This window comes from Alkaliphilus transvaalensis ATCC 700919, from assembly GCF_000621485.1.
GTDB lineage: Bacteria > Bacillota > Clostridia > Peptostreptococcales > Natronincolaceae > Alkaliphilus > Alkaliphilus transvaalensis.
In genome coordinates, this window is sequence record NZ_JHYF01000006.1 from 154,949 (window position 1) to 180,678 (window position 25,730).

At 35.0% G+C, this 25,730-nt stretch carries 16 protein-coding genes and 1 riboswitch; of the genes, 11 read left to right on the plus strand and 5 right to left on the minus strand.

Features of this window, described 5'->3' with window-relative positions:
- Positions 1–244: 244 nt before the first annotated feature.
- Both T335_RS0106880 and T335_RS0106885 read right to left on the minus strand, forming a co-directional pair.
- Positions 245–1,597, minus strand: a complete 1,353-nt coding sequence (locus tag T335_RS0106880; protein ID WP_026476885.1) for an aminotransferase class V-fold PLP-dependent enzyme — start codon at positions 1,595–1,597, stop codon at positions 245–247.
- 102 nt (positions 1,598–1,699) lie between these two features.
- Complete coding sequence (locus T335_RS0106885) at positions 1,700–2,449, minus strand: peptidylprolyl isomerase (protein WP_026476886.1); 750 nt, start codon at positions 2,447–2,449, stop codon at positions 1,700–1,702.
- A gap of 400 nt (positions 2,450–2,849) precedes the next feature.
- Here T335_RS0106885 and T335_RS0106890 point away from each other — a divergent pair, with 400 nt between their 5' ends.
- The 6 genes from T335_RS0106890 (at position 2,850) to cls (ending at position 15,153) form a co-directional block, all read left to right on the plus strand.
- Positions 2,850–3,926, plus strand: a complete 1,077-nt coding sequence (locus T335_RS0106890) for an NAD(P)H-dependent flavin oxidoreductase (RefSeq protein WP_026476887.1) — start codon at positions 2,850–2,852, stop codon at positions 3,924–3,926.
- A 419-nt stretch (positions 3,927–4,345) separates the two neighbouring features.
- Positions 4,346–7,780: a pyruvate carboxylase gene (locus T335_RS0106895; protein ID WP_026476888.1), complete on the plus strand. Its 3,435-nt coding sequence runs from the start codon at positions 4,346–4,348 to the stop codon at positions 7,778–7,780.
- Positions 7,781–8,242: 462 nt separating this feature from the next.
- On the plus strand, positions 8,243–8,416 hold the full coding sequence (locus T335_RS21935; RefSeq protein WP_084281058.1) for an aspartyl-phosphate phosphatase Spo0E family protein: 174 nt from the start codon (positions 8,243–8,245) through the stop codon (positions 8,414–8,416).
- Positions 8,417–8,770: 354 nt separating this feature from the next.
- A complete protein-coding gene (gene nifJ, locus T335_RS0106905) occupies positions 8,771–12,283 on the plus strand; it encodes a pyruvate:ferredoxin (flavodoxin) oxidoreductase (RefSeq protein WP_026476889.1) in 3,513 nt (1,170 codons plus the stop codon).
- Between the two features lie 168 nt (positions 12,284–12,451).
- Positions 12,452–13,681 carry a patatin-like phospholipase family protein gene (locus tag T335_RS0106910; RefSeq protein ID WP_026476890.1) on the plus strand — a complete coding sequence of 410 codons (1,230 nt, stop codon included), beginning with the start codon at positions 12,452–12,454 and terminating at the stop codon, positions 13,679–13,681.
- A gap of 32 nt (positions 13,682–13,713) precedes the next feature.
- Entirely contained in the window at positions 13,714–15,153 is a 1,440-nt protein-coding gene (gene cls / locus T335_RS0106915) for a cardiolipin synthase (protein WP_051569184.1), read from the plus strand.
- Between the two features lie 124 nt (positions 15,154–15,277).
- On the opposite strand, the gene T335_RS0106920 is transcribed toward cls, so the two are convergent.
- Entirely contained in the window at positions 15,278–17,305 is a 2,028-nt protein-coding gene (locus T335_RS0106920; RefSeq protein ID WP_026476892.1) for an ABC transporter substrate-binding protein, read from the minus strand.
- Positions 17,306–17,472: 167 nt separating this feature from the next.
- Positions 17,473–19,542 carry an ABC transporter substrate-binding protein gene (locus tag T335_RS20110; protein WP_051569185.1) on the minus strand — a complete coding sequence of 690 codons (2,070 nt, stop codon included), beginning with the start codon at positions 19,540–19,542 and terminating at the stop codon, positions 17,473–17,475.
- Positions 19,543–19,873: 331 nt separating this feature from the next.
- Positions 19,874–19,989: riboswitch (SAM riboswitch) on the plus strand.
- A gap of 156 nt (positions 19,990–20,145) precedes the next feature.
- Between T335_RS20110 and T335_RS0106930 the strand changes: the two genes are divergently transcribed.
- From T335_RS0106930 to T335_RS0106940, 3 genes are read left to right on the plus strand one after another with little or no spacing between them, the layout of a single operon-like run.
- Positions 20,146–20,958 (plus strand): MetQ/NlpA family ABC transporter substrate-binding protein, encoded by an 813-nt coding sequence (locus tag T335_RS0106930; RefSeq protein ID WP_034327927.1) that lies wholly within the window; start codon positions 20,146–20,148, stop codon positions 20,956–20,958.
- A gap of 39 nt (positions 20,959–20,997) precedes the next feature.
- On the plus strand, positions 20,998–22,035 hold the full coding sequence (locus T335_RS0106935) for a methionine ABC transporter ATP-binding protein (protein ID WP_026476894.1): 1,038 nt from the start codon (positions 20,998–21,000) through the stop codon (positions 22,033–22,035).
- Positions 22,010–22,684, plus strand: a complete 675-nt coding sequence (locus T335_RS0106940) for a methionine ABC transporter permease (protein WP_034327930.1) — start codon at positions 22,010–22,012, stop codon at positions 22,682–22,684. Before T335_RS0106935 ends, T335_RS0106940 begins: the two co-directional genes overlap by 26 nt.
- 387 nt (positions 22,685–23,071) lie before the next feature.
- On the opposite strand, the gene T335_RS0106945 is transcribed toward T335_RS0106940, so the two are convergent.
- Positions 23,072–23,446, minus strand: a complete 375-nt coding sequence (locus T335_RS0106945) for a class II SORL domain-containing protein (protein ID WP_026476896.1) — start codon at positions 23,444–23,446, stop codon at positions 23,072–23,074.
- A gap of 209 nt (positions 23,447–23,655) precedes the next feature.
- On the opposite strand from T335_RS0106945, the gene T335_RS0106950 reads away from it, so the two are divergent.
- Together T335_RS0106950 and T335_RS0106955 are read left to right on the plus strand one after the other, a co-directional pair.
- The gene (locus tag T335_RS0106950) at positions 23,656–25,032 is read left to right on the plus strand and encodes an MATE family efflux transporter (RefSeq protein ID WP_026476897.1); all 1,377 of its coding nucleotides are present in this window, start codon (positions 23,656–23,658) and stop codon (positions 25,030–25,032) included.
- 79 nt (positions 25,033–25,111) lie between these two features.
- Positions 25,112–25,612 carry an SEC-C metal-binding domain-containing protein gene (locus T335_RS0106955; protein WP_026476898.1) on the plus strand — a complete coding sequence of 167 codons (501 nt, stop codon included), beginning with the start codon at positions 25,112–25,114 and terminating at the stop codon, positions 25,610–25,612.
- Positions 25,613–25,730 lie beyond the last annotated feature (118 nt).

Sequence of the window (25,730 nt, forward strand, 5' to 3'; positions counted from 1 at the left end):
CAAAATATAAGCTTTATATTGAGCTACTCTTAAAAAACTGTTTCTATTAATGACAAGATATATTATCAGTTCTCATATATTGACCCTCTAATTTGTATCAAAGGATAGGTTAATGAAATAATTATTGTTAAAAATTTGAAAACATTATCCCAAATAATATAACACAGTAGGGTAATTTTGTAAATGTAAGTATCCCACATAATCATATTCCGATGAATTGTGGTTTTAAAAGAGCCTAGCTCCATCAACTATGGGGATAAAAATCCGGCACAGTTTTATATAAGGTCTTGTAGTAGTGCTTATGTTTCACAACATGTCGTAACAAAGCAATCAGTTGATCCACCTCTTGAAACTGGTTATATAATCCAAAGCTAACTCTAACCATGCCAGGTCGAGGTAGGTCGGGGTTTTTAAGGCCTTCATTAATATCTTCTTGAGAAACCCCTAAGAGTTTTTGTATATAAGGTTGGGCACAAAAGCAACCATTACGGACTGCAATTCCTCCCTCCATGGATAGAATCTTTGCAGTTTCTTCATGGGACAGACCTGCTATATTAAAGGGAATGATGGCTACACGGTCATGTAAATTGGAAGAATCACCATATAGAATAATATCGGGAATTTGCTGTAACCCCCTTAGGGTGTATTCCATTAGATTGTGTTCGTAAGCATCAATTCTTTTTAGATCAATTTTTTGTAAGGTTTTAATAGCAGAAACTAAAGCTACTATCCCCATTAAATTAGGGGTTCCTGCCTCTTCTCGATAGGGTAAATCAGCCCACTGAACAAGGTCATGGGTAACAAAATCTACTGTGCCTCCCCCAACTAAGTCTGGAGGATTATTAATGAAAGAATCTTTAGGAGCGACTAAGACCCCAACTCCAAAGGGTGAATACATTTTATGACCAGAAAAAACAAGATAGTCAATATGCTCTAATGAAGGGTGGGGTTTCATGTCCACGGGATATCTGGGGACTAATTGAGCACCATCCACCAATACTTTAGCGTGATAATGATGGGCTAGGGCGGCTATTTTATGGATGGGGTTACGATGCCCCGTTACATTAGAGGCACCTGTTACCACAACTAGTTTTACAGAGCCCTTATGCTTTTCTAGCTTATGTGCCAAGTCTTCTAAAACAAGCCTTCCCTTCGAGTCAATTTCGATATAGTCAACCTCGTAGCTTCTGCGCCAGGGTAAATCATTAGAATGATGTTCCATGCATGTAGAGAGGACAACTTGCTTATTTTCTGGGGTAGATAAGCTATGGGCTACTTTATTGATAGCTTCAGTTGTATTTTTTACAAAAATGACTGTATCTCGTTCATAATCAGCCTTTACAAAGTCGGCTATGATTTTTCTTGCATTCTCATAAAAATGCGAAGAAAACTGAGACTTAAAACCAGTACCTCTATGTACTGAAGAGTACCAAGGAGAAAAGTTTATGACATCCTGTACAACGGTAGAAAAAGGTGGGGTAGTTGCTGCGTTGTCAAAGTTTATAGCAGGCACAAGTCTACCGTTTCTTAGGGGAACGGTTGTATCGGTGCCGATAATTAAATTTTTCCAACTATTTGGACCAAATCTATCGTGCATTTATAGTCACCTACTTACTTTTTCTTTCTAACTATCTTATGCCGATACCTAAAAAATGTGTAAAAAAAAACCTACTCATCGGTAGGTCTTTTCTTTAAGTTATTATATATTAACTTCAACAGGATATTGTGTTTTTAATTCTTCTACTTTGGAGTAGTAAACCTCTTGTTGTTTCATAGAAACCAACTGTTGAGTAAGTTGATCTTTCACACCTTCAAATGGAGTGATTTCAGAAGGGTTTTTTTCTGAAACTTTAATGATATGATAACCAAATTGAGTTTTTACAGGCTGGCTTACTTCGTCTACAGCTAATGCAAAGGCAGCTTCTTCAAACTCAGGTACCATTTTACCTCTAGTGAAGGACCCTAAATCTCCACCTTTAGCATTAGATGGACACTTAGAATGCTTTTGAGCAGCTTCCTCAAAGGATAAACCATTGTTAATGTCACTAATGATTTCGTTAGCTTGGGCTTCTTCGTCTACTAGGATATGAGATGCACGAACAGATTCAGGCGCAACAAATTTTTCTTTATGTTCACTGTAATATGCTTGCACTTCGTCTTCGCTAACAGTTATGTCTTTTAATAATTGATTAATAGCATATTGCTTAAGTAGGTTCTCTTTCATTGCTTCAATTTCTGAAAGGAAGCTGGGGCTTTGGTCTAGCTCTTTAGTAAGGGCATCTAGGTAAAATAATTCTTGGTTAACTAATTCTTCAACAAGTTTCTTTTTACCCTCTTCTGAATAGAATTGCATTGCTCTTTGAGGGTCAAGCGTACTTAGTACTTTTTGAATATAATCTTGGGTAATTTGTTTGTTGCCAACAGTAGCAACTACTTGGTTTTTTTCCATAAAATTAAACGCTCCTTTATAATGGTTTCTATGACATCATATCAAAAAAAAATACTTGTGTCCAACGGCCCACATGTAAATTATACGTATTAATTGGCAATAATATAATTGATTTTATATTAAAATAGGAAAGTTCTACTTTAATTCTTTTAATATAACAGAACTTTACGTAATGAGTTTCAACATAAGTAGATAAACTTTTAGTTGGATTAAGTTGTTGTCCCTTAGTTTCTTCATCTAAAATGATCTTGTAATCTTAAGAAGGAAGACTTTGTTCTAATATTTATAAAATTCTATAGATGATATGGGATTTCCTTGACTGGAGGTAAATTAGCGGATATACTTGAAATAATTAAGTAAAAATTTTCATTTTAATAAATATTTATAAGGAGTCGATTTTATGAAATTACCATCTTTGCGTATAGGTGACCTTATCGCAAATATTCCTATAATACAAGGCGGAATGGGAGTAGGTGTTTCCCTTTCTGGTTTGGCATCAGCTGTTGCCAATGAAGGTGGAGTTGGTGTTATTTCTGGTGTGCAGGTAGGTTACCGTGAATCAGATTTTGAGACAAACTGTGATGAAGCAAATGTAAGAGGGTTAATAAAAGAAATTAGAAAAGCCAGAGAATTAAGTCCCGATGGAATATTAGGTGTAAATTTACTGGTAGCAATTAATAATTATAAGGATATGGTAAAAGCTGCTGTAGAGGAAAAAATTGATTTAATTATTTCTGGGGCAGGTTTACCAACGGAGCTTCCTGCTTTAGTAAAAGGGTCTAAAACAAAAATTGCACCAATTGTTTCGTCAGGTAAGGCTGCTGCTTTAATGACTAAGCTATGGCAAAAGAAATTTAATTACACACCAGATCTTGTGATTGTAGAAGGACCAGAGGCAGGAGGCCACTTAGGTTTTTCTATGGAACAACTACAGGCAGACGAAAAGCCAGACCTACACAGCATTGTAAAGGAAGTAATGGAAGCCCTTAACCCCTTCAAACAAAGTAATGGTGAAAGTATACCTGTAGTAGCTGCAGGGGGGATTTTTGATGGGTTAGATATAGCTAAGTACATAAAAGCAGGTGTTTCAGGTGTTCAAATGTCCACTAGATTTGTAACAACCCATGAATGTGATGCAGATATAAAGTTTAAGGAAGCATATTTGAACGCTGGAGAAGAGGATATTCAGTTAGTTAAGAGTCCAGTAGGTATGCCTGGGCGAGCGATAAGAAATGCATTTATAAAAGCATTAGAAAGTGATAGAATTCCAATTAAGAAATGCTATAATTGTTTAAAACCCTGTGATCCTGGTGTGAGTCCTTACTGTATATCTACAGCCTTGATTAATTCAGTAAAAGGAAATGTTGAAAACGGTTTAATATTTGTTGGAAGTAATGCCTACCGTTTAGATAAGATTGTATCAGTTAAAGAGTTAATTAGAGAATTAGTTAGTGAAGCTGAGGCAGCACTAGGATAAAACAAAATAACTTTAATAAATATGATTTAAAAAACACATCTCTACATAAATTAAGTAGAGGTGTTTTTTTGTGTTTAAATCTACTTGCTTATTGTTTTGAAATAATAAATTAATTTTTATATATCAAAAAATAAATTTATGGAAAAATAGGATAAATGAAATATACAGTATACAATAAATCATAATTAATATTCCTACTATTATCTATGTTTCAAAATAATGTATTTTTAGTAGTATAGCTTAATCGAAAAAAACAAAATAAACATATAAAAATAATTATAGAGTATTGATGAACACTAAAAGATATAATATAATGAGATAATATATTTTAAAGGGTAAAATATAAAAATAAATGAATAAAGATACATCTTGATCAAAAATAAATAATACTATATGAAAGAAGTTGGGAGTTGAGATTCATGGAAAGATTAAAATTCAAAAGAGTTTTAGTAGCAAATCGAGGCGAAATAGCTATTCGAATTTTTAGAGCCTGTAAGGAATTGGGAATTAGGACAGTGGCAATTTATTCAAATGAGGACAAAACAGCTCTTTTTAGAACAAAGGCTGATGAATCTTATTTAATTGGGAAAAATAAAGGGCCAGTTGAGGCCTATTTAAGTATTGATGAAATTATTAGTTTAGCTTTAAAAAAGGGCGTAGATGCTATTCATCCTGGATACGGATTTTTAGCTGAAAATCCAGAGTTTGCTAGAAAGTGTAAGGAAGCTGGGATTATATTCATTGGCCCAACCTATGGGATGATTGAAGCGTTAGGGGATAAGATTCAGTCAAAAATTGTAGCAAAAAAAGCTAACGTACCAATAATTCCTGGAGTAGAGAGGCCCATTGCAACTGAAGAGGAAGCGAAGGAATTTGCAAATTATTGTGGATACCCTGTTATGATCAAAGCTGCTGCTGGTGGTGGTGGCAGAGGAATGAGGATTGTTAGAAAAGAGGACGAATTAATTGAGGCTTTCCATAGTGCTAAGAATGAAGCTAAAAAAGCTTTTGGCATTGAGGATATTTTTATTGAAAAGTATTTGGAAAAACCTAAACATATTGAAGTTCAGGTACTAGGAGACCAACAAGGTAATTTGGTTCATTTGTTTGAAAGAGATTGTTCTATCCAAAGAAGACATCAAAAAATTATAGAATTTACTCCAGCCGTCTCTATATCGGAAGAAAAGAGAGAAGAGATTTGTCAAGATGCTCTGAAAATAGCTAAGGCAGTAGATTACTGTAATGCAGGTACAGTTGAATTTTTGGTAGATATTCATGGAAATCATTACTTTATTGAAATGAATCCAAGAATTCAAGTAGAACATACTGTAACAGAAATGGTAACAGGAATTGATATAGTACAAAGTCAAATTTTAATTGCCCAGGGGTATTCATTAGCATCTGAAGAGATTGGAATCTATTCTCAAAATGATATTAAAGTAAATGGTTATGCCATACAAAGTCGAGTGACAACAGAAGATCCAAGTAATCAATTTGCTCCTGATACAGGTAAAATTGATGTATACAGAACAGGATCTGGATTTGGTATTCGATTAGATGGAGGAAATGGGTTTACTGGAGCGATGGTAAGTCCTTATTACGACAGTTTGCTTGTAAAGGTTACTTCTTGGTCGAGGACTTTTGAAGATGCCATAAGAAAGTCTATCCGCTCAATTAAGGAACTTTCTATTGCAGGAGTAAAAACTAACACAGGTTTTTTAATAAATGTATTAAACCATGAAGACTTTAGACAGGGAACATGTCATACTAATTTCATAGCAGAGAATCCTTCATTGTTTGATATTGCTCCAAAAACAGATAAGGAACTAAAACTCTTAAGGTATATTGGAGAAAAAGTAGTAAATGAAACATTAGGAACTAAAAAAGAATTTGATGTACCTGTCATTCCTAAAGTAGAAAAACCTGAAAACTTGAGGGGAACAAAACAAATATTAGAAGAAAAAGGCCCTCAAGGTGTGGTGGATTGGATCAAAAGTCAAGAAAAGCTCCTTTTAACTGATGCTACAATGAGGGACGCCCATCAGTCTTTGATGGCTACTAGGGTAAGAACAAGAGATATGGTTAAGATTGCTAAAGCTACTTCCATTTTAGGAAATGACCTGTTTTCCCTTGAAATGTGGGGAGGTGCAACCTATGATGTAGCATATCGTTTCTTAAAGGAATCTCCTTGGAGTAGGCTGGAGGAACTAAGAAAGAAAATACCTAATATCTTATTTCAAATGTTATTAAGAGGTAGTAATGGAGTAGGTTATAAGAATTATCCAGACAATGTAATTAGAAGATTTATTAAAGAATCTGCTCAATCTGGAATAGATGTTTTTAGAGTTTTTGATTCCCTTAACTGGTTAAAGGGAATGGAAATCGCCATAGATGAGGTGCTTCAAAATAATAAAATAGCAGAAGCTTGTATTTGCTACACGGGTGATATTTTAGATTCTACTAGAGATAAATATTCTCTTAAATACTATGTGGATATGGCTAAGGAAATTGAAAAGACAGGAGCCCATATACTAGCTATTAAAGACATGGCGGCATTACTTAAGCCATACGCTGCTGAAAAACTGATTAGAGCCCTTAAGCAAGAGGTATCTATGCCGATCCATTTGCATACCCATGATACCAGTGGAAATGGGGTAGCAACCCTGTTGATGGCGGCAGAGGCGGGGGTAGATATAGTGGATACAGCTATCAATAGTATGTCTGGTTTAACAAGTCAACCAGCCCTTAACTCTGTTGTTGCAGCCCTAGAAAATACATCGAGGGATACTAGAATTAATCTTGATGATATGGAAGAAATATCTCGATATTGGGCTGCTGTTAGACCTGTTTACAGTCAATTTGAATCTGACCTAAAATCTGGTACGACAGAAGTATACAAATATGAAATTCCTGGTGGGCAGTATTCTAATTTAAAACCACAGGTAGAAAGTTTTGGTTTAGGGCATCGTTTTAAAGAAGTAAAGGAAATGTATAAAACGGTAAATGATATGGTAGGAGACATTGTTAAGGTAACACCATCTTCTAAAATGGTAGGAGATCTAGCGATATTTATGGTACAGAATGATCTAACCCCCGAAAACATTCTAGTAAAGGGGAAAGAAATGACCTTCCCAGACTCAGCCGTATCATATTTTAAAGGAATGATGGGTCAACCACAGGGTGGTTTTCCAGAAGACCTTCAGCAACTGGTATTAAAGGGCGAAAAGGCCATAACTTGTAGACCAGGTGAGTTACTTCCACCAGAAGACTTTGAAGCTATTGAAAAATATCTTAAAGATCATCTAAAAATTGAGCCAACTGAAAAAGATTGTTTAAGCTATGCTCTATATCCTAAAGTATTTGAAGATTATATTAAATATGTTAGGGAGTATGGCGATCTTAGTAGAATGGGTAGTGATGTTTTTTTCCATGGATTGTATGAGGGAGAGACGTCGGAGGTCGAGATTGCTGAGGGTAAAATTTTAATTGTAAAGCTATTAGAGATCGGTAAGGTAGATAGTGAAGGAAGTAGGAACTTAGTATTTGAGGTAAATGGAAATCGAAGAGAGATTAAAATTCATGACAAAGCATCTGGTATGGTTAATAAAGTTGGATTTACCCAAATGGCAGACCCAGATAATAATAAAGAAATAGGTGCCAGCATACCTGGAACAGTACTGAAGGTATTGGTTAAAGAAGGTGAAGTTATCAAAGAAGGGCAGAGTCTAATGATTATAGAAGCTATGAAAATGGAAACAAATATTATTGCTACAAATGATGGTGTTGTGGAGGTTATCTTTGTTAAGGAAAATCAAAGTGTTAAAACAGGTGAGCTTTTAATGAAGTTAAATTAGTCGCCTTAAGATATAATTAAAACTTTGAGAGATTCAATATATGAACACTAGTGGGGTCTTCATCAATTTAGAGGTGAAGACCCTTTTAGTTACTAAAATTTCAGTAAGGCTATAAAAAAATAGGGTAATACAAAGTAAAATATCTTGTAAAAATCTTCAAAATAGGTAGTATAAAATGATAAAGATAGGAGGATTTGGAATTAATGAAATCGAATTAATAATAAAACAAAAGAAGGAGTGACTATAATGGGTCTATTTAGGAGTAATTGAGGTAACGGAAGTCTATAACCAAGAATAACTGACGAAATATTAAAGTTAGGTGGAGCGAAAAATGTGGTTTATCTAGCTTGCCCAGGGGAAATCTAGTTGCTTTAATGAAGGTCCATATATTAAAGAAAAACTCTAAAGTTTTCCAAGAATTAAAGAGATTGACTCAATATAATATAAGGTGAGGATAATCCTATGGCTAAAAATGATGAAATAAATCAATTGAAAGAAAAAATTGAAGTAGTACGCAGTAAGCTTAACCAGATGACCCGAGAGAAGAAGGACTGTATTACCGATGAAGAAACAGTAAGCCTTAGTCAAGAATTGGATGATCTTTTAATGGAGTTTATTAAGAGGACTAGAAAATAATATTAGGTCTAAAGTATTCATAAGCTTAGATGAAAGTACTAGTATCAAATAAAAATAAAAAATATAATTATTAGTGAAAAGATTGTTATTAAATTAATTATTTCATTTAATGATAATCTTTTTAATACGGAATTAACATTTAGCTATTGAAAATAGGAGGTTTTATCAGAAAGAGTTTTTCTTAAATAATAAGAATAATAAAAAAACTGGAATGACTTATAAAAAAAGTAGAACTATTAAAAAAAATTTAACTATAAATCATTGGTTTTTTTTTATATAATAGAATGGTATACAAGATACACATTGAAATCTATCTTCGATAGATCAATATAAAACTAAAGGGAGGAAATTGAAATGGCAAGAAAAATGAAAACCATGGATGGTAATGCTGCGGCGGCCTATTGTGCGTATGCCTTCACTGATGTTGCAGCAATATATCCAATCACACCATCATCAAACATGGCAGAAAATGTTGATGAGTGGAGTTCATATGGCCAAAAAAATATTTTTGGTCAGTCAGTTCACGTTACTGAAATGCAATCAGAGGCAGGAGCAGCTGGAGCTGTACATGGTTCATTAGCAGCTGGAGCCTTAACAACAACTTTTACTGCATCACAAGGTTTATTATTAATGATACCAAATATGTATAAAATTGCAGGAGAGTTATTACCAGGAGTATTCCATGTAAGTGCTCGTGCCATCGCTGGACATGCCCTTTCAATCTTTGGGGATCACTCTGATGTTATGTCAGCTAGACAAACAGGATGTGCTCTGTTAGCATCTGGAAGTGTTCAAGAAGTAATGGATTTAGCAGGGGTTGCTCACTTAGCTTCTATTAAAGGTAGAGTACCATTCATCCATTTCTTTGATGGTTTTAGAACTTCCCACGAGATGCAAAAAATTGAAGTAATCGAATATGATGAATTTGCAAAACTATTAGACTGGGATGCTGTAAAAGAATTCAGAAATAGAGCGTTAAATCCAGAAAATCCAGTACTTAGAGGAACGGCTCAAAACCCAGATATCTTCTTCCAAGCTAAGGAAGCCGCTAATCCTTATTATGATGCAATTCCTGATATCGTAAACGATTACATGAAGGAAATTACTAAGCTTACAGGAAGAGAATATGCTCCATTCAATTACTATGGTGCAGAAGATGCAGAACATGTAATTGTTGCAATGGGCTCAGTAACAGATACGATTGAAGAAGCAATTGATTATCTGTTAGAAAAAGGCGAAAAAGTAGGGATAATTAAAGTACACCTATACAGACCATTCTCTGAAAAATACTTCTTTGATGTATGCCCAAGTACAGTTAAGAGAATTGCTGTATTAGATAGAGTAAAAGAGCCAGGTGCTTTAGCTGAACCACTACATTTAGATATTAAATCATTATTCTTTGGAAAAGAAAATGCACCAATGATTATCGGTGGAAGATATGGATTAGGTTCTAAGGATACTATTCCAACACAAATTTTAGCAGTTTACAACAACTTAATGTCAGATCAACCAAAAGATAGATTTACAGTTGGTATTGTTGATGACGTTACTCATACTTCTTTAGAATTAGGAGAAAAAGTTAATACAGCTCCTAAGGGAACGATTAGATGTAAGTTCTGGGGATTAGGTTCTGACGGTACAGTTGGAGCTAACAAGAGTGCCATCAAGATTATTGGAGATAACACTGATATGTATGCACAAGCTTACTTCAGTTATGACTCTAAAAAATCTGGTGGAGTAACAATTTCTCACTTACGTTTTGGACATCAGCCAATTAAGTCTACCTACTTAATTGATGAAGCAGATTTTGTTGCTTGTCATAATCAATCTTATGTATATCAATATGATTTACTAAAAGGATTGAAAAAAGGTGGAAACTTCCTTCTAAACTGTACTTGGTCAAAAGAAGAGTTAGATGAAAAGTTACCAGCTTCTATGAAAAAGTACATCGCTGAAAACGAAATTAACTTCTACACATTAAATGCTACAGACATTGCAACAGAAATCGGCTTAGGTGGAAGAATTAACATGATTTGTCAATCAGCCTTCTTTAAGCTAGCTGATGTTATTCCTGTTGACGATGCTGTTAAGTATCTAAAGGATGCTATTGTAGATGCATACGGTAACAAAGGTGAAAAAATTGTAAACATGAACTACGAAGCAGTAGAACGTGGTGTAAATGCACTAGTTAAGATTGATGTTCCAACATCATGGTTAGGAGTAACTGAAGAAGCTGCAGCTACTAAAGAAGAGCCAGACTTCATTAAGAATATTTTAAGACCTATGAACGCTCAAGATGGAGATAGTCTACCAGTAAGTGCCTTTGTTGGTGCTGAAGATGGAACATTCCCACTAGAGACTTCTAGATATGAAAAACGTGGTATTGCTGTTCATGTACCAGAGTGGATCGCTGACAACTGTATCCAATGTAACCAATGTTCATTTGTTTGTCCTCATGCTGCTATTAGACCATTCTTAGCTGATGCAGAAGAACTTGCAGGAGCGCCAGAAGGCTTTAATACATTAAAAACAATGGGTAAAGAGTTTGAAGGACTACAATATAGAATGCAAGTAAGCCCATTAGATTGTACAGGATGTGGAAACTGTGCTGATATCTGTCCATCTAAGAATAAGGCTCTTGTAATGCAACCAGTAGAGACTCAATTTGATGAAAGAGAAAGATGGGATTATGCAGCAAGCAACATTAGCGATAAGTCTCATTTAACAAATATTGAAACTGTAAAAGGAAGCCAATTCGCTCAACCATACTTTGAGTTCTCAGGAGCTTGTGCAGGTTGTGGAGAAACTCCTTATGTTAAGTTAATCACTCAATTATTTGGAGATAGAATGATGGTAGCCAATGCTACAGGTTGTTCTTCAATTTATGGTGGTAGTGCACCATCTGTGCCATATTGTAAAGATAAAAATGGAAGAGGTCCAGCTTGGGCTAACTCATTATTTGAAGACAATGCAGAGTTTGGATACGGTATGTTCTTAGCAGCAAACCAAATGAGAGGAAGACTTACTGACTTAATGGTAGAAGGTCTTGAGTCTGATCTTTCTGCAGAATTAAAAGATGCATTTAAATTCTGGTTAGAAAACAAAGAAGAAGGTAGAACTTCAAAAGAAGCAACTTACAAGATGCTTCCATTACTTGAGGCAGCTAAAGGCAATGGGATTGTAGATGAAATATTAGAGAAGAAGCAATATCTAATTAAGCAATCTCAATGGATCTTTGGTGGAGACGGTTGGGCTTATGACATCGGTTTCGGCGGATTAGACCATGTAATCGCTTCAGGAGAAAACGTAAATATCCTAGTAATGGATACAGAAGTTTACTCAAATACAGGAGGACAATCTTCTAAAGCATCTCCAACTGCATCTATTGCTAAGTTTGCAGCTTCTGGTAAGAAGACTAAGAAGAAAGATCTTGGTATGATCGCTATGAGCTATGGTTATGTATACGTTGCACAGGTTGCAATGGGTGCAGATAAAAACCAATTAATTAAGGCTATGAAGGAAGCAGAAGCTTATAATGGACCATCTATTGTAATTGCTTACTCACCTTGTATTGCTCATGGTATCAAAGCTGGTATGGGTAAAACTCAAGAACAGTCTAAGAAGGCTGTAGAGGCAGGATACTGGCATTTATACAGATTCAACCCAGAGTTAAAAGATCAAGGAAAAAATCCATTTGTTCTTGACTCTAAAGAGCCAAAGGCTTCATTTAAAGACTTCTTAATGGGAGAAGTTCGTTACGCTTCATTAGTTAAGGCTTTCCCAGAGCAAGCAGAAGAATTATTCCTTAAGGCTCAACAAGAAGCAGAAGAAAGATATCAAACATATAGCAGATTAGCACAATACTAATTTGTAGACATATTTAAAGACGAGGTATATTACCTCGTCTTTTTTCTACTCTAATCGGAAAAAACACTAGTGGCTAATTAAGAATAATTGAGTATAATAAAGGAAGGATAGTAAAACCAATATAAGTAAAGTGGTTAAAAAATATGCTCAAAACAAGGGGTGAAAATTATGCTAGGATTAACTCTAGAAGGTGGAGGGGCAAAAGGAGCCTATCAGATAGGGGCGTGGAAAGCCTTTAGAGAATTAAATATCGAGTTTGATGGGATTTCAGGAACTTCTGTTGGAGCCCTAAATGGAGCTTTAATGATACAGGAAGATTTTGAGCTGGCTTATGAAATATGGAATAATATGAGCCCAACAAAAATCATGGATGTCGATGATAAGATCTATGAGTTAATTGCCGATAATGAGTTATCACCTAACAGTATTCAAGCCCTTTACGGAGAAGTTAAGAGGGTAGTTAAGGGATTTGGTATTGATCCCAAACCCCTTAGAAAATTAGTAAATAAGTGTGTAAAAGAGGACTATATAAGAAAGTCAAATAAGCATTTTGGTTTCGTCACCGTATGTTTAACAGAAAGAAGACCAATGGAAATCTATAAAGAGGATGTTCCTTTAGGAAAAATGGCAGATTATTTAATGGCTTCCTCCTACTTACCGATTTTTAAATCTAAAAAGCTAGACGGTAAGGTTTTTTTAGATGGAGGATTTTATAATAATCTACCATTAGAAATGCTCTATAAAAAAGGATGTAAACAAATTGTAGCAGTACGCCTTCTAAGTAAAGGCAGAATAAAAAAAGTTGACTATCCAGACTTAGAGGTTATTTATATTACTCCTAACCAACCATTAGGGGGGATAATGGAGTTTAGTAGAGATAGAGCAAGACAAAACATATTGTTAGGTTATTTCGATACATTTAAAGCACTTAAGGGATTAAAGGGTAGAAACTACTACATAAATTCGGGAATTGATGATACAACAGCCTTAAGGTTTTTTATGGGACTGAAGGAGGATTCCATTAAAAAATTAGGAGACTTATTTAACCTTAACCAAGGACTTCCCATTAACAGACTGATTTTAGAAGGAATTATACCAAAGTTTATTACCTTAATGGAATTAGATAAAAATTGCACCTATGGGGATGTATTATTGGGTCTCGTAGAGGCCATGGCAGGTAATAGTAATATCAATCCTTTTGAAATTTATGATGTTAACTACTTGTTACAAAAAGTAATTACGAGAAGAGATTTGACAAAAAATGATGAAAACCCAGATCTATTGGGTAAATTTATGATAAATGAAATTGTTTTAAGATTAGATAAAGAAAAGTTATTGAAGGAAGCATTAAAGGTTATATTAATTTATAATGAAAACCTAAACTTAACGAATTATTAATTACTGGTTCCTTCATTGGGGAGGTGACAATCATGACATTTTGGAATCTCTTTACTATCATTTTTACTATAGCCACCCTCGCCATCAGCATACTTATTTTGTCTGAAAACAGGAATCCTTCTAGTTCATTAGCATGGATTTTCATATTAATTTTGTTGCCGATAGTAGGGATTTTTCTGTATTTATACATTGGTCAAAATCATAAAAAGAAAAAAACCTTTATCAAGAAATCTAAACAAGATTATAGAATATTAAGCTATTTATTAAAGCAGCAAGCCTCCTTTACGAAGTTCGTAAACTTGTTTGAGGAGCAGATGCAAGGGCTAAAGGGAAAACTTATTCCGCTACTTATGTACAATGCTAACTCCCCAATAACTGTAAACAACAGGTGTAAGGTACTACAAAATGGTGATGAAACCTTCGGTGCTATATTACATGCTATAAAAAGGGCAGAACACCATATTCATATGGAGTATTTTATTATTAAAGATAGCGAGATTGGTAGAAAAATAAGAGACGCTTTGGTTGAAAGAGCAAAAGCAGGGGTTGAAGTAAGGGTTATATATGATGCAGTTGGTTGCTGGAAATTAGACAAAAACTTCTTTGGAGAGCTTCGTAGGGTAGGTGGTAAAGTGGTTCCATTTTTGCCAGTTTCCTTTCCCTTTTTTGGTAGCCGCCTTAATTATAGAAACCATAGAAAAATATTAATTGTAGACGGAACTACAGGTTTTTTAGGTGGGTTAAATATTGGAGATGAATATTTGGGTAAAAGTGAAAAAATGGGGTTTTGGAGGGATACCCATCTAAAAATAGAAGGGGAGGCCGTATATGTTATACAAGCCATATTCCTTATGGATTGGTTCTTTGTTAAAGGAGAAGAATTAGATGACCCTATCTATTTTCCCAGACAAGGCAACTGCGGAACTCAGCTAGTACAAGTGGCCTCCAGCGGACCTGACTCCCAGTGGGAATCTATACATCAAGCTTATTTCTCAGCCATTTCTGCTGCCAGTAAAAGAATTTTTATTATGTCGCCATACCTAATACCTGATGAAAGTATCATGATGGCATTAAAGACTGCCGCTATAAGGGGTGTAGATGTAAGGATTATTTTACCTAGTGAACCCGATCATCGAACAGTATTTTGGGCTTCGAGGTCTCATTTTAAAGAATTATTATTGGCAGGAGTTAGAATTTATGAATATCAAAAGGGATTCGTCCATGGAAAAGTAATATTAGCTGATGACGACTTTGTCAGTATTGGAACAGCAAATTTAGACATTAGAAGTTTTCATTTGAATTTTGAAATTAATGCTTTTATCTATGACCAAGAGCTATCAGAGGAAATGTTGTTCAACTTTATAAATGATTTTCGTCATAGTAAGGAACTTACTTTAACGGAATATAGAAAAAGACCCATTGCTAATCGTATAAAAGAATCTTTAATGAGGTTGTTTTCGCCAATACTATAAAACTTGAAGTGTATGACAACCTTTATCTAAATCAAAAGCAAAACACCAGAGTTAGGATAGACCTAGCCTGGTGTTTCTCTTGTGTATTACTCAATTATATACGATACATTACACTCTGTTTAGACTATCTAATATAAGCCTCCCAAAGGATAAAATAATTGGAAGGGTTATAAATTAGATCAGCTACTCTTGTATTTATTGCAATATTATCTACACTATAATAGAGAAGGATAAAAGGAGCATCTTCATCAACAAGCTCTTGTACTTCTAGATAATATCCCATTCTAACTTCATCATCAGCTGTTTGGCGAGCGAGATCTAATAGCATATCCACCTGAGGATTGTTATAGTTAGAATAGTTATAATCTCCCGATGTGTGATATAGGGAGTATAGGGTATAATCAATATCTGCTGCATAGTTTTGCCACGTTAGTAGATATAAATCAGTGTCACCCTTTGCTAGAGCATCTAGATATTTACCAAAGTCATCATAGAAGATGATTTCTAATTCAATATTTAATACAGCTAAGTCTTCTCTAATCATCTCAGCAATAAAATAATTTACCTCAGTATCAAATATACTGATGGAAGCTTTAAAGCCACTTCCATAACCTGCATCTCTTAACAAATTACGAGCATAAGCTACGTTATAAGTATAGGGAGGGATTCCCCAATGGGTGCCCCAAAAGAAGGGGTTAAAGGGCAGGGCAGGTACTTCAAACTCATCTGAAATTAAAATTTCACCAATGTATTTGACATCAACTGCATAGTTAAGTGCCTGACGAACTCTAGGGTCATTTAAAGGGGAATCTGCTGAATTAATACCAACAAAGGTTGTACCTTTACCTGGTGGCTGAACTAAACGATAGTGATTATATCCCAAGAAATTTCCATATCTAAGGGCATACATTTGTTCTAGGTCTAAACCATAAGTAATGTCAACAGTACCTTCTATAATTGCCTCCATTACTTCAATACTATCCCTAATAATTAGATAGTTAATATTTGATGTCTTAGCATTACCTCTAAAATATTGGTTAAAGGCCTTCAGTTCAATCTTAGTTGAGGTTTTAGAAACCATTTGATAAGGTCCAGTCCCAACAGGTTGAACAGAATTTTCACTAATAATAACAGTATTAATATGGGTAAGTCTATTTAATATTTGGGCAAAAGGTTCTTTGGTGGAAATTCTAATGGTATAATCATCAACTACTTGAATCTTGTCTGTATTAAGTTGAGTTAAAACATTTCCTTGAAGAGAAGAATTAGCACTTCTCTTTAATGAATAAGCTACATCTTTAGCAGTTAATGATTGGCCATTATGGAATTTAACGTTCTTACGAATTTTAAATTCATAGGTTAAAGAATCTACTTGTCTCCAACTCTCCGCTAAACCAGGTAAAAGCTCGTCATTTTCCATAATAATTAATGTATCGTACATTTGAGCAATTATACTATGGGCAGCATTGCAATCAGCAGAATGAGGATCTAAGGTGTTAGGCATATGACTGATGGCAATGTTAAAGGCATCAGAATTATTCTTTAAGTACTTTTCATAGGTACGGTTAACCAAAACGATAGCTTGTTCCCGAGTGGTGTTACCTCTTGGGTTGATCCGATTATCCCCCACTCCCCCCAATATACCTTGTTGATTTAGGTATTTAACAGGATCTAGCGCCCAGGGAGCAATAAGTATTTCGTCTGCAAATCGATTGCTGTTTGAATGATTATAATTTGACTGAGGATAAGTAGCTTTAATGGTTCTAAGAAGCATAACACTTATTTCTTGTCTTGTAATAGGTTGATTGGGGGCAAATTCTGTAGGAGTTACACCGCCAACAATTCCTAATTTGTTAGCTTTTAAGATTTCTGGATTATTTGTATCTTTAAAGGGATTAGGAGATACAGGTGTTGCTTTAGAGCCAGTAAGGGCTTCGTAGAGTTTAACGGCAAGCTCAGCAAATTCTTCCCTTGTTATATTTTGCTGATAATTGTTTAGAACTTTAACAGTAGTCAGTTTGTTTTCTACTGCTTGTTCAATTTCTGAAACAGCCCATTGACTTGGGGAACTGGCATAGGCAATATTTGTAGGGATTCCAGCTAAAAATATTACAAGAGCCAATACAACATAAATTATTTTTTTTCTTTTCATGAAGAGTCCTCCTATAGAATGATTTACCAACATAGATAAATTACGACAAAATTTTACAAATACCTTTGAAGATACAGTAATCTTTGTGAAATGGGTCTTAGGTCATGGGACTATGAATAAGAAAACCCCTATCCAATGGGATAGAGGTCACTGTAGAATTAACTTTACTATTTCATAACACCAACACCTGCTAATCTATGATGTCCAGCAGGGTGTTGATTAAATCCTGTAACACCCTTAGTTGATGCAGAAATGTTTTCTCCGTGTCCCAGCACAACCCACGGAGCTTCTTCATGGATCATTTCTTGGGCTTGGTGATAGTACTGCATTCTTTTATTTGGATCTGACACTTCACGGGCTAAATCTAGTAGCTCATCAACCTTTTCGTTACTATAATAGGTTCTGTTACCTGCCGGCCCAATGGCTGAAGAGTGAAACATTGAATATAGACCATAATCAGCATCAGCAGTGATGGTAACCCAACCTAAAACAAACATGTCATATTCTCCCCTGGAAGTAGTATCTAGGAACTCCCCAAATTCTAAAACAAATATTTCAAGATCAATATTAATTTCTTTCAGTTGGGACTGCAAAAGCTCTGCAATATCCATTCTTTGCTGATTATAGTTAACCGCCATAGTAAGCTTTAAGCCATCGCTATAGCCTGCTTCTTTCATCAATTCTAGGCCTTTAGATGTGTTATAGTCATAACTTAGGGCATCGGGATAGGCTCCCCAAACAGCGGGGCTAATTACTCCTTTAGGTGCAGCTAAGGTATTATGATAAACGTAGTTGATAACTTCCTCTATATTTACAGCGTAATTAATGGCTTGTCTAACTCTAATATCATTTAAAGGTCCATCTTTGCTAGTTAGCCCTACATAATTGGTGGCAAGGCCCATATCTCTATGGAGCTTAAGGTTTGGATTAGATACTACCTTTTCTAGCATTTTAATATTATTGGTATTAGAAATATTGTTAAGGTCAAAGGCTATATCAACTGCTCCATTTTCTAAAGCCGAAATGAGATCACTCATATCTAAAAAAGTTTTGAAAATTACCCTATCAGACTTAGGGCTAGCACCGTGATATTCATCAAAAGCGATTAATTTAACTTCATCAGAGTCAAAGGCTTCAAGTTGAAAAGGACCTGTTCCGATGGGTTTATCATCATATTGTTCGTCAAGTGATTTTACTACATTTTTATTAACAATTGAAGTTGCCACGTGGGTTAAGTTATGTAAAAGAGAACTATCAGGTATTTTGGTAGAAATTCTAATCGTATAGTCATTAATTACCTCTATTTTATTTGCATCAATATTACCTACAATATGGCCAATATAAGGGGAAAGAGTAGCTCTAGTTAAAGTAAAAGCAACATCATGGGCTGTAAGGATGTCCCCATTATGGAATTTGACCCCCTCCTTTAAGCTAAATTCGTAGGTTAATGAATCTACTTGACGCCAAGATTCTGCAAGGCCTGGTGCTAAGTTCATGTTCTCGTCTACATTTAATAGGGTTTCATAAATTTGAGCCATCACCCTAGAAGAAGCTAAATCGTTTGTATAATGGGGGTCTAGGCTAATAGGCGTATAAATACTTGCCACTACTAAGGAATTTAAACTTTCGTTAAAGTGGTTGAAACTACGTAGTACTAAAACGATTGCCTGTTCTCTAGTAGTATTCCCTCTAGGGTTTATTTTGTTTTCGCCTACCCCACCAAGAATCCCATGTTGATTTAAGTGTCTGACAGCATCAAGGGCCCAAGGGGCAATAAGGTTTTCATCTTCAAATGTATGGGTAATAGGTGTACTATTGTTGGTTTGTGGTAGGGCTGCCCTAATGGTTCTAAGGATCATTACACTAAGCTCCTGCCTTGTAATAGATTGTTGAGGAGCAAATTGATTTGAAGATATACCACCTACAATTCCTAATTCATAGGCCTTTAATACCTCAGAATTATTGGTATCAATAAAGGGGTTAGATGGCGCTAAAGGGGCCTTAACACCAGAGAGGGCTTCGTATAATTTTACTGCTAATTGAGCAAATTCTTCTCTAGTAATATCTTGTTGAAAGTTATCTAAGAGCTGATCTGTGATTAAGTCCAATTCCACTGCTTTTTCGACTTCATTAATTGCCCAATCGCTGGGGGAAGTAGCATAGGTAATGTTAGTTGGTATAGAAACTAATAACATTACTAGCGCAAGATAGAAATAAATAAGTTTTTTATTTTTCATAAAATGCCTCCTGTTAAGTTATTTTTTACTTAACTATATGTTACGACATTTATTTCCAATTACCTGCTATAAAAGATACATATTTGTAAAATATAGTAAAAATGGTACGTAAGTTGGAGTAGGTAATTGTATAAGAGCTTTAAAAACCTTAGGTGGGGACTTGGTGATAGGTGATTGCTTTAGTTATGGCATCAGATATCAAAACTTAAAAATATAAAATATTACTAAAAATAAAAAAATTATGTATTGACGAGGGGAAGTTAGTGTAATATAATACATCTATGCTTAATAAATATTAATAATAGTTAAATAATAATTGAATAATATTAAACTCTTATCCAGAGAGGTGGAGGGACTGGCCCGATGAAACCCAGCAACCGTACTTAATGCCGATTAAGTAAAGGTGCTAATTCCTACGAAACATCATTATGTTTCGAAAGATAAGAGAGACAAGTAAACTGTGCTTACGTTGCCTCTCTGTCTTTTGCAGAGAGTTTTTTATTGCTCAAAATCAGAGGGGGGACGAATCAAGGGAAAGCTAATACCTAAACGCTTTATAACGTTATAACTTTATTACTTTAATTAAGAAAAGGAGTGTTAATGATGAAAAGAATTATTATTGTGTTAACAGCATTGGTGTTATTAGTTAGTTTGGTGGGCTGCACTCAAAAAACAACAACTACAGGAACTTTGAATGAAGATAAATTGGTTATAGGTGTGACAGCAGGACCCCACGAAGAAATTTTGGAAAAGGTTAAAGAATTAGCAGTAGCAGAAGGCTTAGAGATAGATATTAAAGTCTTTACAGAGTACGTAATGCCTAATATCGCCCTTGCAGAAGGAGATCTAGATGTTAATGTGTTTCAACATAAGCCATACTTAGATAATTTTAAGGCAGATCGTAATTTAGATTTAATTGAAGTTGCTTCGACAGTAAACTTTCCGATGGGAATCTATTCTGAAGATATAGGGGACGTTTCTGAGATTCAAGAGGGGGATAGAATTGGGCTACCAAATGACCCCACCAATGGAGCAAGAGCTCTAATATTATTTGAAAATGCAGGTCTAATTACTCTAAAAGAGGGAGTAGGGGTTAGGGCCACTGTTCAAGACATTGTCGAAAACCCTCTAAACCTTAGATTTATAGAACTAGAAGCATCTCAATTACCTAGACAGTTGGGAGAATTAAAGGCAGCAGCAATTAATACTAATTTTGCAATAGAACATGGCTATGTACCAACAGAAGACTCTATCTTTATCGAACCAAATGATTCGCCATGGGTAAATGTAGTAGCTGTTAGAACTGAAAATAAAGATGATGCTACACTAAATAAGTTCGTAAGAATCTATCAATCAGAAGAAGTAAGAAAGTTTATTGAAGAAAGATTTCAAGGTTCAATTGTTGCAGCATGGTAATAAGAAAATTAGCCTAGAAAGCTTAAAGGGGTGGTAAATTTGATAAAGTTAAAAAATATTAGTAAAACCTTTACTACTTCTAGTAGCAAGTTAGTTGCCTTAAACAACGTATCCCTAGAAGTTAGAAAAGGGGAAATATATGGAGTTATAGGCCACAGTGGTGCCGGCAAGAGTACATTAATAAGATGTGTAAATTTATTAGAAAAACCAGACTCGGGTGAGGTTTTAATCAATGGGGTAGATTTAACAAATCTATCCCCAAAGGAACTAAGGGAAAGTAGAAAAAGGATCGGAATGATTTTCCAAGGATTTAATTTGTTGAAAACGGCAACAGTCTTTGATAATATTGCCATTCCATTGAAATTAACAGGGGTAGACAAAGCTGAAATTAATAAAAGGGTAGAAAAATATCTAGCAATTGTAGGGTTGGAAAATAAACACGGGGCTTATCCTTCACAATTATCAGGAGGACAAAAACAACGGGTGGCTATTGCAAGGGCTCTAGCCCATGAACCAGAGATTCTATTGAGTGATGAGGCTACAAGCGCCTTAGATCCAGAAACAACTGATGCAATTTTAGAACTCTTACTAAAGATAAATCGTGAGTTAGGAATCACAATATTGTTAATTACCCACGAAATGAATGTTATTCAAAAGGTTTGTGACCGGTTAGCAGTAATGGAAAATGGTGTGGTGGTTGAAGAAGGCTCATTACTAGAGATCTATGCTTCACCAAAACACGAGACAACAAAGAAATTTATCAATAGTCAATTTCCTAATGATCTTCCAAAGGGATTAATTCAGCAGGAAAGAAAAGTAGGTGAGGTAATTACCCTATCCTTTGTTGGTGAAGTAACGAGTCAGCCAATATTAGCAGCATTGGCAAAAGAGTTTCATGTCTATCCAAACATATTATCGGGAAGTATCATCCAATTAAAAGAGCATCAGTATGGGAGATTAATTGTTAACATTCAAGGGGATGGGGAGGAAACTGCTAAGGCAGTAGCCTACCTTAAGGATAGAAACATACAAATAGAGGAGGTGAAGGGTAATGATCTTGAATATTGCAGCATTTAATGAGAGATGGGGTAGTACCATATGGCGAGCCTCTTTAGAAACCCTTCAAATGGTATCAATAGCTATGTTCTTTGCAGTTATAATTGGGTTACCTTTAGGGATTATTTTAGTACTAACAAGAGAAGGAAAAAGCTATGAAAACAAATATGTCTATCAAGTTCTAAATACATTTATTAATATGATTCGTTCAGTACCATTTATCATTTTGCTATTTTTCATACTTCCCTTTACTAAACTACTAATGGGGACTTCTATAGGAGTTAGGGGGGTTTTAGTCCCCTTAGTGGTTTACAGTGCACCCTATGTAGCACGATTAATGGAGTCTTCCTTATTAGAGGTGGACCGTGGCGTATTAGAGGCATATGAAGCAATGGGGATTAGCACAAAGGATATTATTTGGAATGTAATGATTCGAGAAGCCCGCCCTTCCATTGCCCTTAGTTTGACAATAGCAATTATTGGACTAATTGGTGCTACAGCAATGGCAGGACTAGTTGGAGCAGGTGGACTAGGAGACCTAGCTTATCGATACGGGCATTTAAGATATGAAAAACAGGTTATGTATACAACAGTGCTCATCTTAATACTTCTTGTACAGGGAGTACAGTCGGCGGGAAATCATCTTGCTAAAAAATTAAAAAAAGATTAAAGAGATTAAAAAGTTTAATAGAGCAGATATAAAAGATATAATAGATGAGGAAATTGCATAATTAATATTAAATTTATATGAATGCAAAATGAAAACTTCGCTGTTTAGTGTTCAATGAGTAATAGATTATTTTATCAAGGAAATTACTCATTTCACAATGCACGACTCAGCTTTCACCTTTGCATAAAACGAATATAAATTCAGATTTATGGTATTATGCAATTTCCTCAGATAAATAGAGAAAGATAAAAAGAGAAGGTCCTTATCAAATAATGATGTAGGCCTTCTCTTTTTAGTAAATTAATGAAGGTATTGCATAAGTGTATTTAAGTTTATTGTTAAAGTACTTTGCAATTTTTTAAATATGATCTATTAATAGGAAAGGGGTTACTCAACAGTGATCTCTTTAGAGTTTTCCCATAACCCATGAATATTACAGTAGCTAATAGCGTGAATAGTACCAGACTTGCTCAATTTAACAGAAGCAAGACCAACTGGTTCTGTATAGTTGTCACCTTCGCCGTGGGTTGGGAAATCAAAGTTTGCAATTTCTATTGGAAATTTAGCTCCTTCTGGATGGAAAAATACTTTAAACCAAGCTATGTAATGTTCAAAAGAATTTGGATGAGCAACGGCGTCTCCAATTGATACCTTAATTTCGAAGGATTCTCCAGCACTTACCTTTTCTGGGGCGTGAATTACAGGAACGTGCTTTTCGCCTTTCCAATCACCAGATTGTAATAATTGTCCTAAACTTTTCATGATAAATAACCTCCTTATAATATGTATGTTGTTTCATTATTAATCACTAATTTATTTATATCCAAATCAGTGAAGTTATAACATCAAATTTAAAAATCTTTTATAAACTTACAACATAATAATATTTTATGAATTTGCAAATAATTTATGCAATGACACTCTAAAATGATATAATAATGATATCATTAAAAGTTAGGGAGTCGAAGGATATGACAAGTGAAAAGATTACATTAACAGACATCGAACTGAAACGAAAAATCTATGCTATGATCATACCGATTACATTAGAGAGTATATTGCAAATGTCTTCGGGTATTGTAGCAATGGCTATGATTGGTAGAATTGATACTACTTCAGTAGCAGCAGTGGGACTTAGTAATCGAATTACCCAATTGATTTGGGCATTATTTAGAGGAATAACTACAGGGGCAACTGTCTTTGTTGCTCAAGCCTATGGGGCTAATGACATGGCCAAGGTAAGAAAAATTGTACAGCAAGTATTAGTTTCTTCTATTATATTAGTAGTTGCGTTACAGCAATTGGTATTTTGGAAGGCTCCAACCCTTTTAAGCATTTTTGGTAATAATGGGGCTCTAATGGATAACAGCGCTATGTACCTAAGAACGATTTCCTTTGGTATACCCTTCCTAGCTATTACCCAAATAGTGGCGGGGGTTTTACAGGGGACAGGTAATGCTAAGACACCTATGAAGATTGCCCTAGTCATGAATATAATCAACATATCCTTAAATTATCTATTAATTTATGGTGGATTTGGTCTACCCACTCTAGGCTTAAGAGGATCTGCTATGGCTACAGCAACAGCACAATTTACAGCAGCTATGGTTGGATTATATATTTTATTTAGTAAAACTGGGGTTTTAGGTAAGCCTGGTAAAGGGTTTTATAAGCTAAATATGAAAGAGGTTATTGATATTTATAAGGTCGGTGCACCAACTTCGGTTGAGGCTATGTTTTGGCAGGTATCTGCAATTTTTCTTACTAAGATCATTCTTTCCTTTGGAGAAACAGCAATGGCAGCCTACCAATTAGGCTTCCAGGTTGAATCAATCTCTTTTATGCCAGCTGCAGGGTTTGGGGTAGCTGCAACAGCCTTCATTGGGCAAGCTTTAGGGGGACAAAATCCTAATTTAGCCAGAAGATATCTAAGAGAAATTGTAAAACGGTCTATGATGCTTACTGCTATTAGTACTGCTATCTTACTCATCTTCCCGTCACAGGCGATGGGTTTACTAACAGACCAACCAGAAGTTATTGCTATAGGAGCCACATACCTTTTATTTATGGGAATTGTTCAAGTTCCTCAGAACCTTTCGGGGGTATTGAATGGTGCTATGAGGGGTGCTGGTTATACACAAGTTCCTATGATTGTGGCTACTGCTGGGCTATGGGGAATAAGAATACCCTTCTCCTTTATACTTACCTCTTATATGGGTTGGGGGATCACAGCAGTTTGGGGTATTATGGCTGTAGATTTAGCCTGTAGATGTCTATTAAGCTTTACCCTATATAAAAAGTATAATATCTATGAAGCAAAGGCTATTTATAAACAGGTGGAAGCTTAATATTGTTGCAACTCTCATAAAGTTATAATATAATATTGTAATGAAATTAAATTAAATAATTATTAGAGGAGTAGTTAAAATGAGCTTACATGAACAATGGAGTAAGATTGCTTTTGAAGAAACAGACCAAGATAAGGTAAATAAGTTTTGGCAAGAGTACTGTGAAATTGAAAAAGGAATCTACGAAAGTATTCTAGGAACAAAAGAAACAAACTTAGTAGGTACATTAAAAGATTTAGCTACAAAGTATGAAGTAACTCCAGTTTATTTTATGGGCTTTATCGATGGAGTTAACGATAGCTTAGTTGAGGCTCAAGATTTAGAAGCATTAACTGAAGATAGCCAATTAAACCTTCAAATTGACCTAGAAAAATTATACTTCAACATGTTGGCTGTAAAGGCTGACTGGTTATATACATTACCTCAATGGGATGAGATCTTTACTGAAGAAAAGAGAAAAGAGATTAAAAAGGAATATAATGCTACCAAGACAGTTGTTAAGGGTGATAAGATTGGTAGAAATGATCCATGTGAATGTGGAAGCGGTAAAAAATATAAGAAGTGCTGTGGAAAAGAATAAATAATATAGTTAAGCATAACTAAACAGATATAACTAAAACATCGCTAAAAGTTAGAATAAATAAAATTAAACCCCATTTCAAGATTGATATGCTCTCCTAATGGTAGACAGTTAAAAT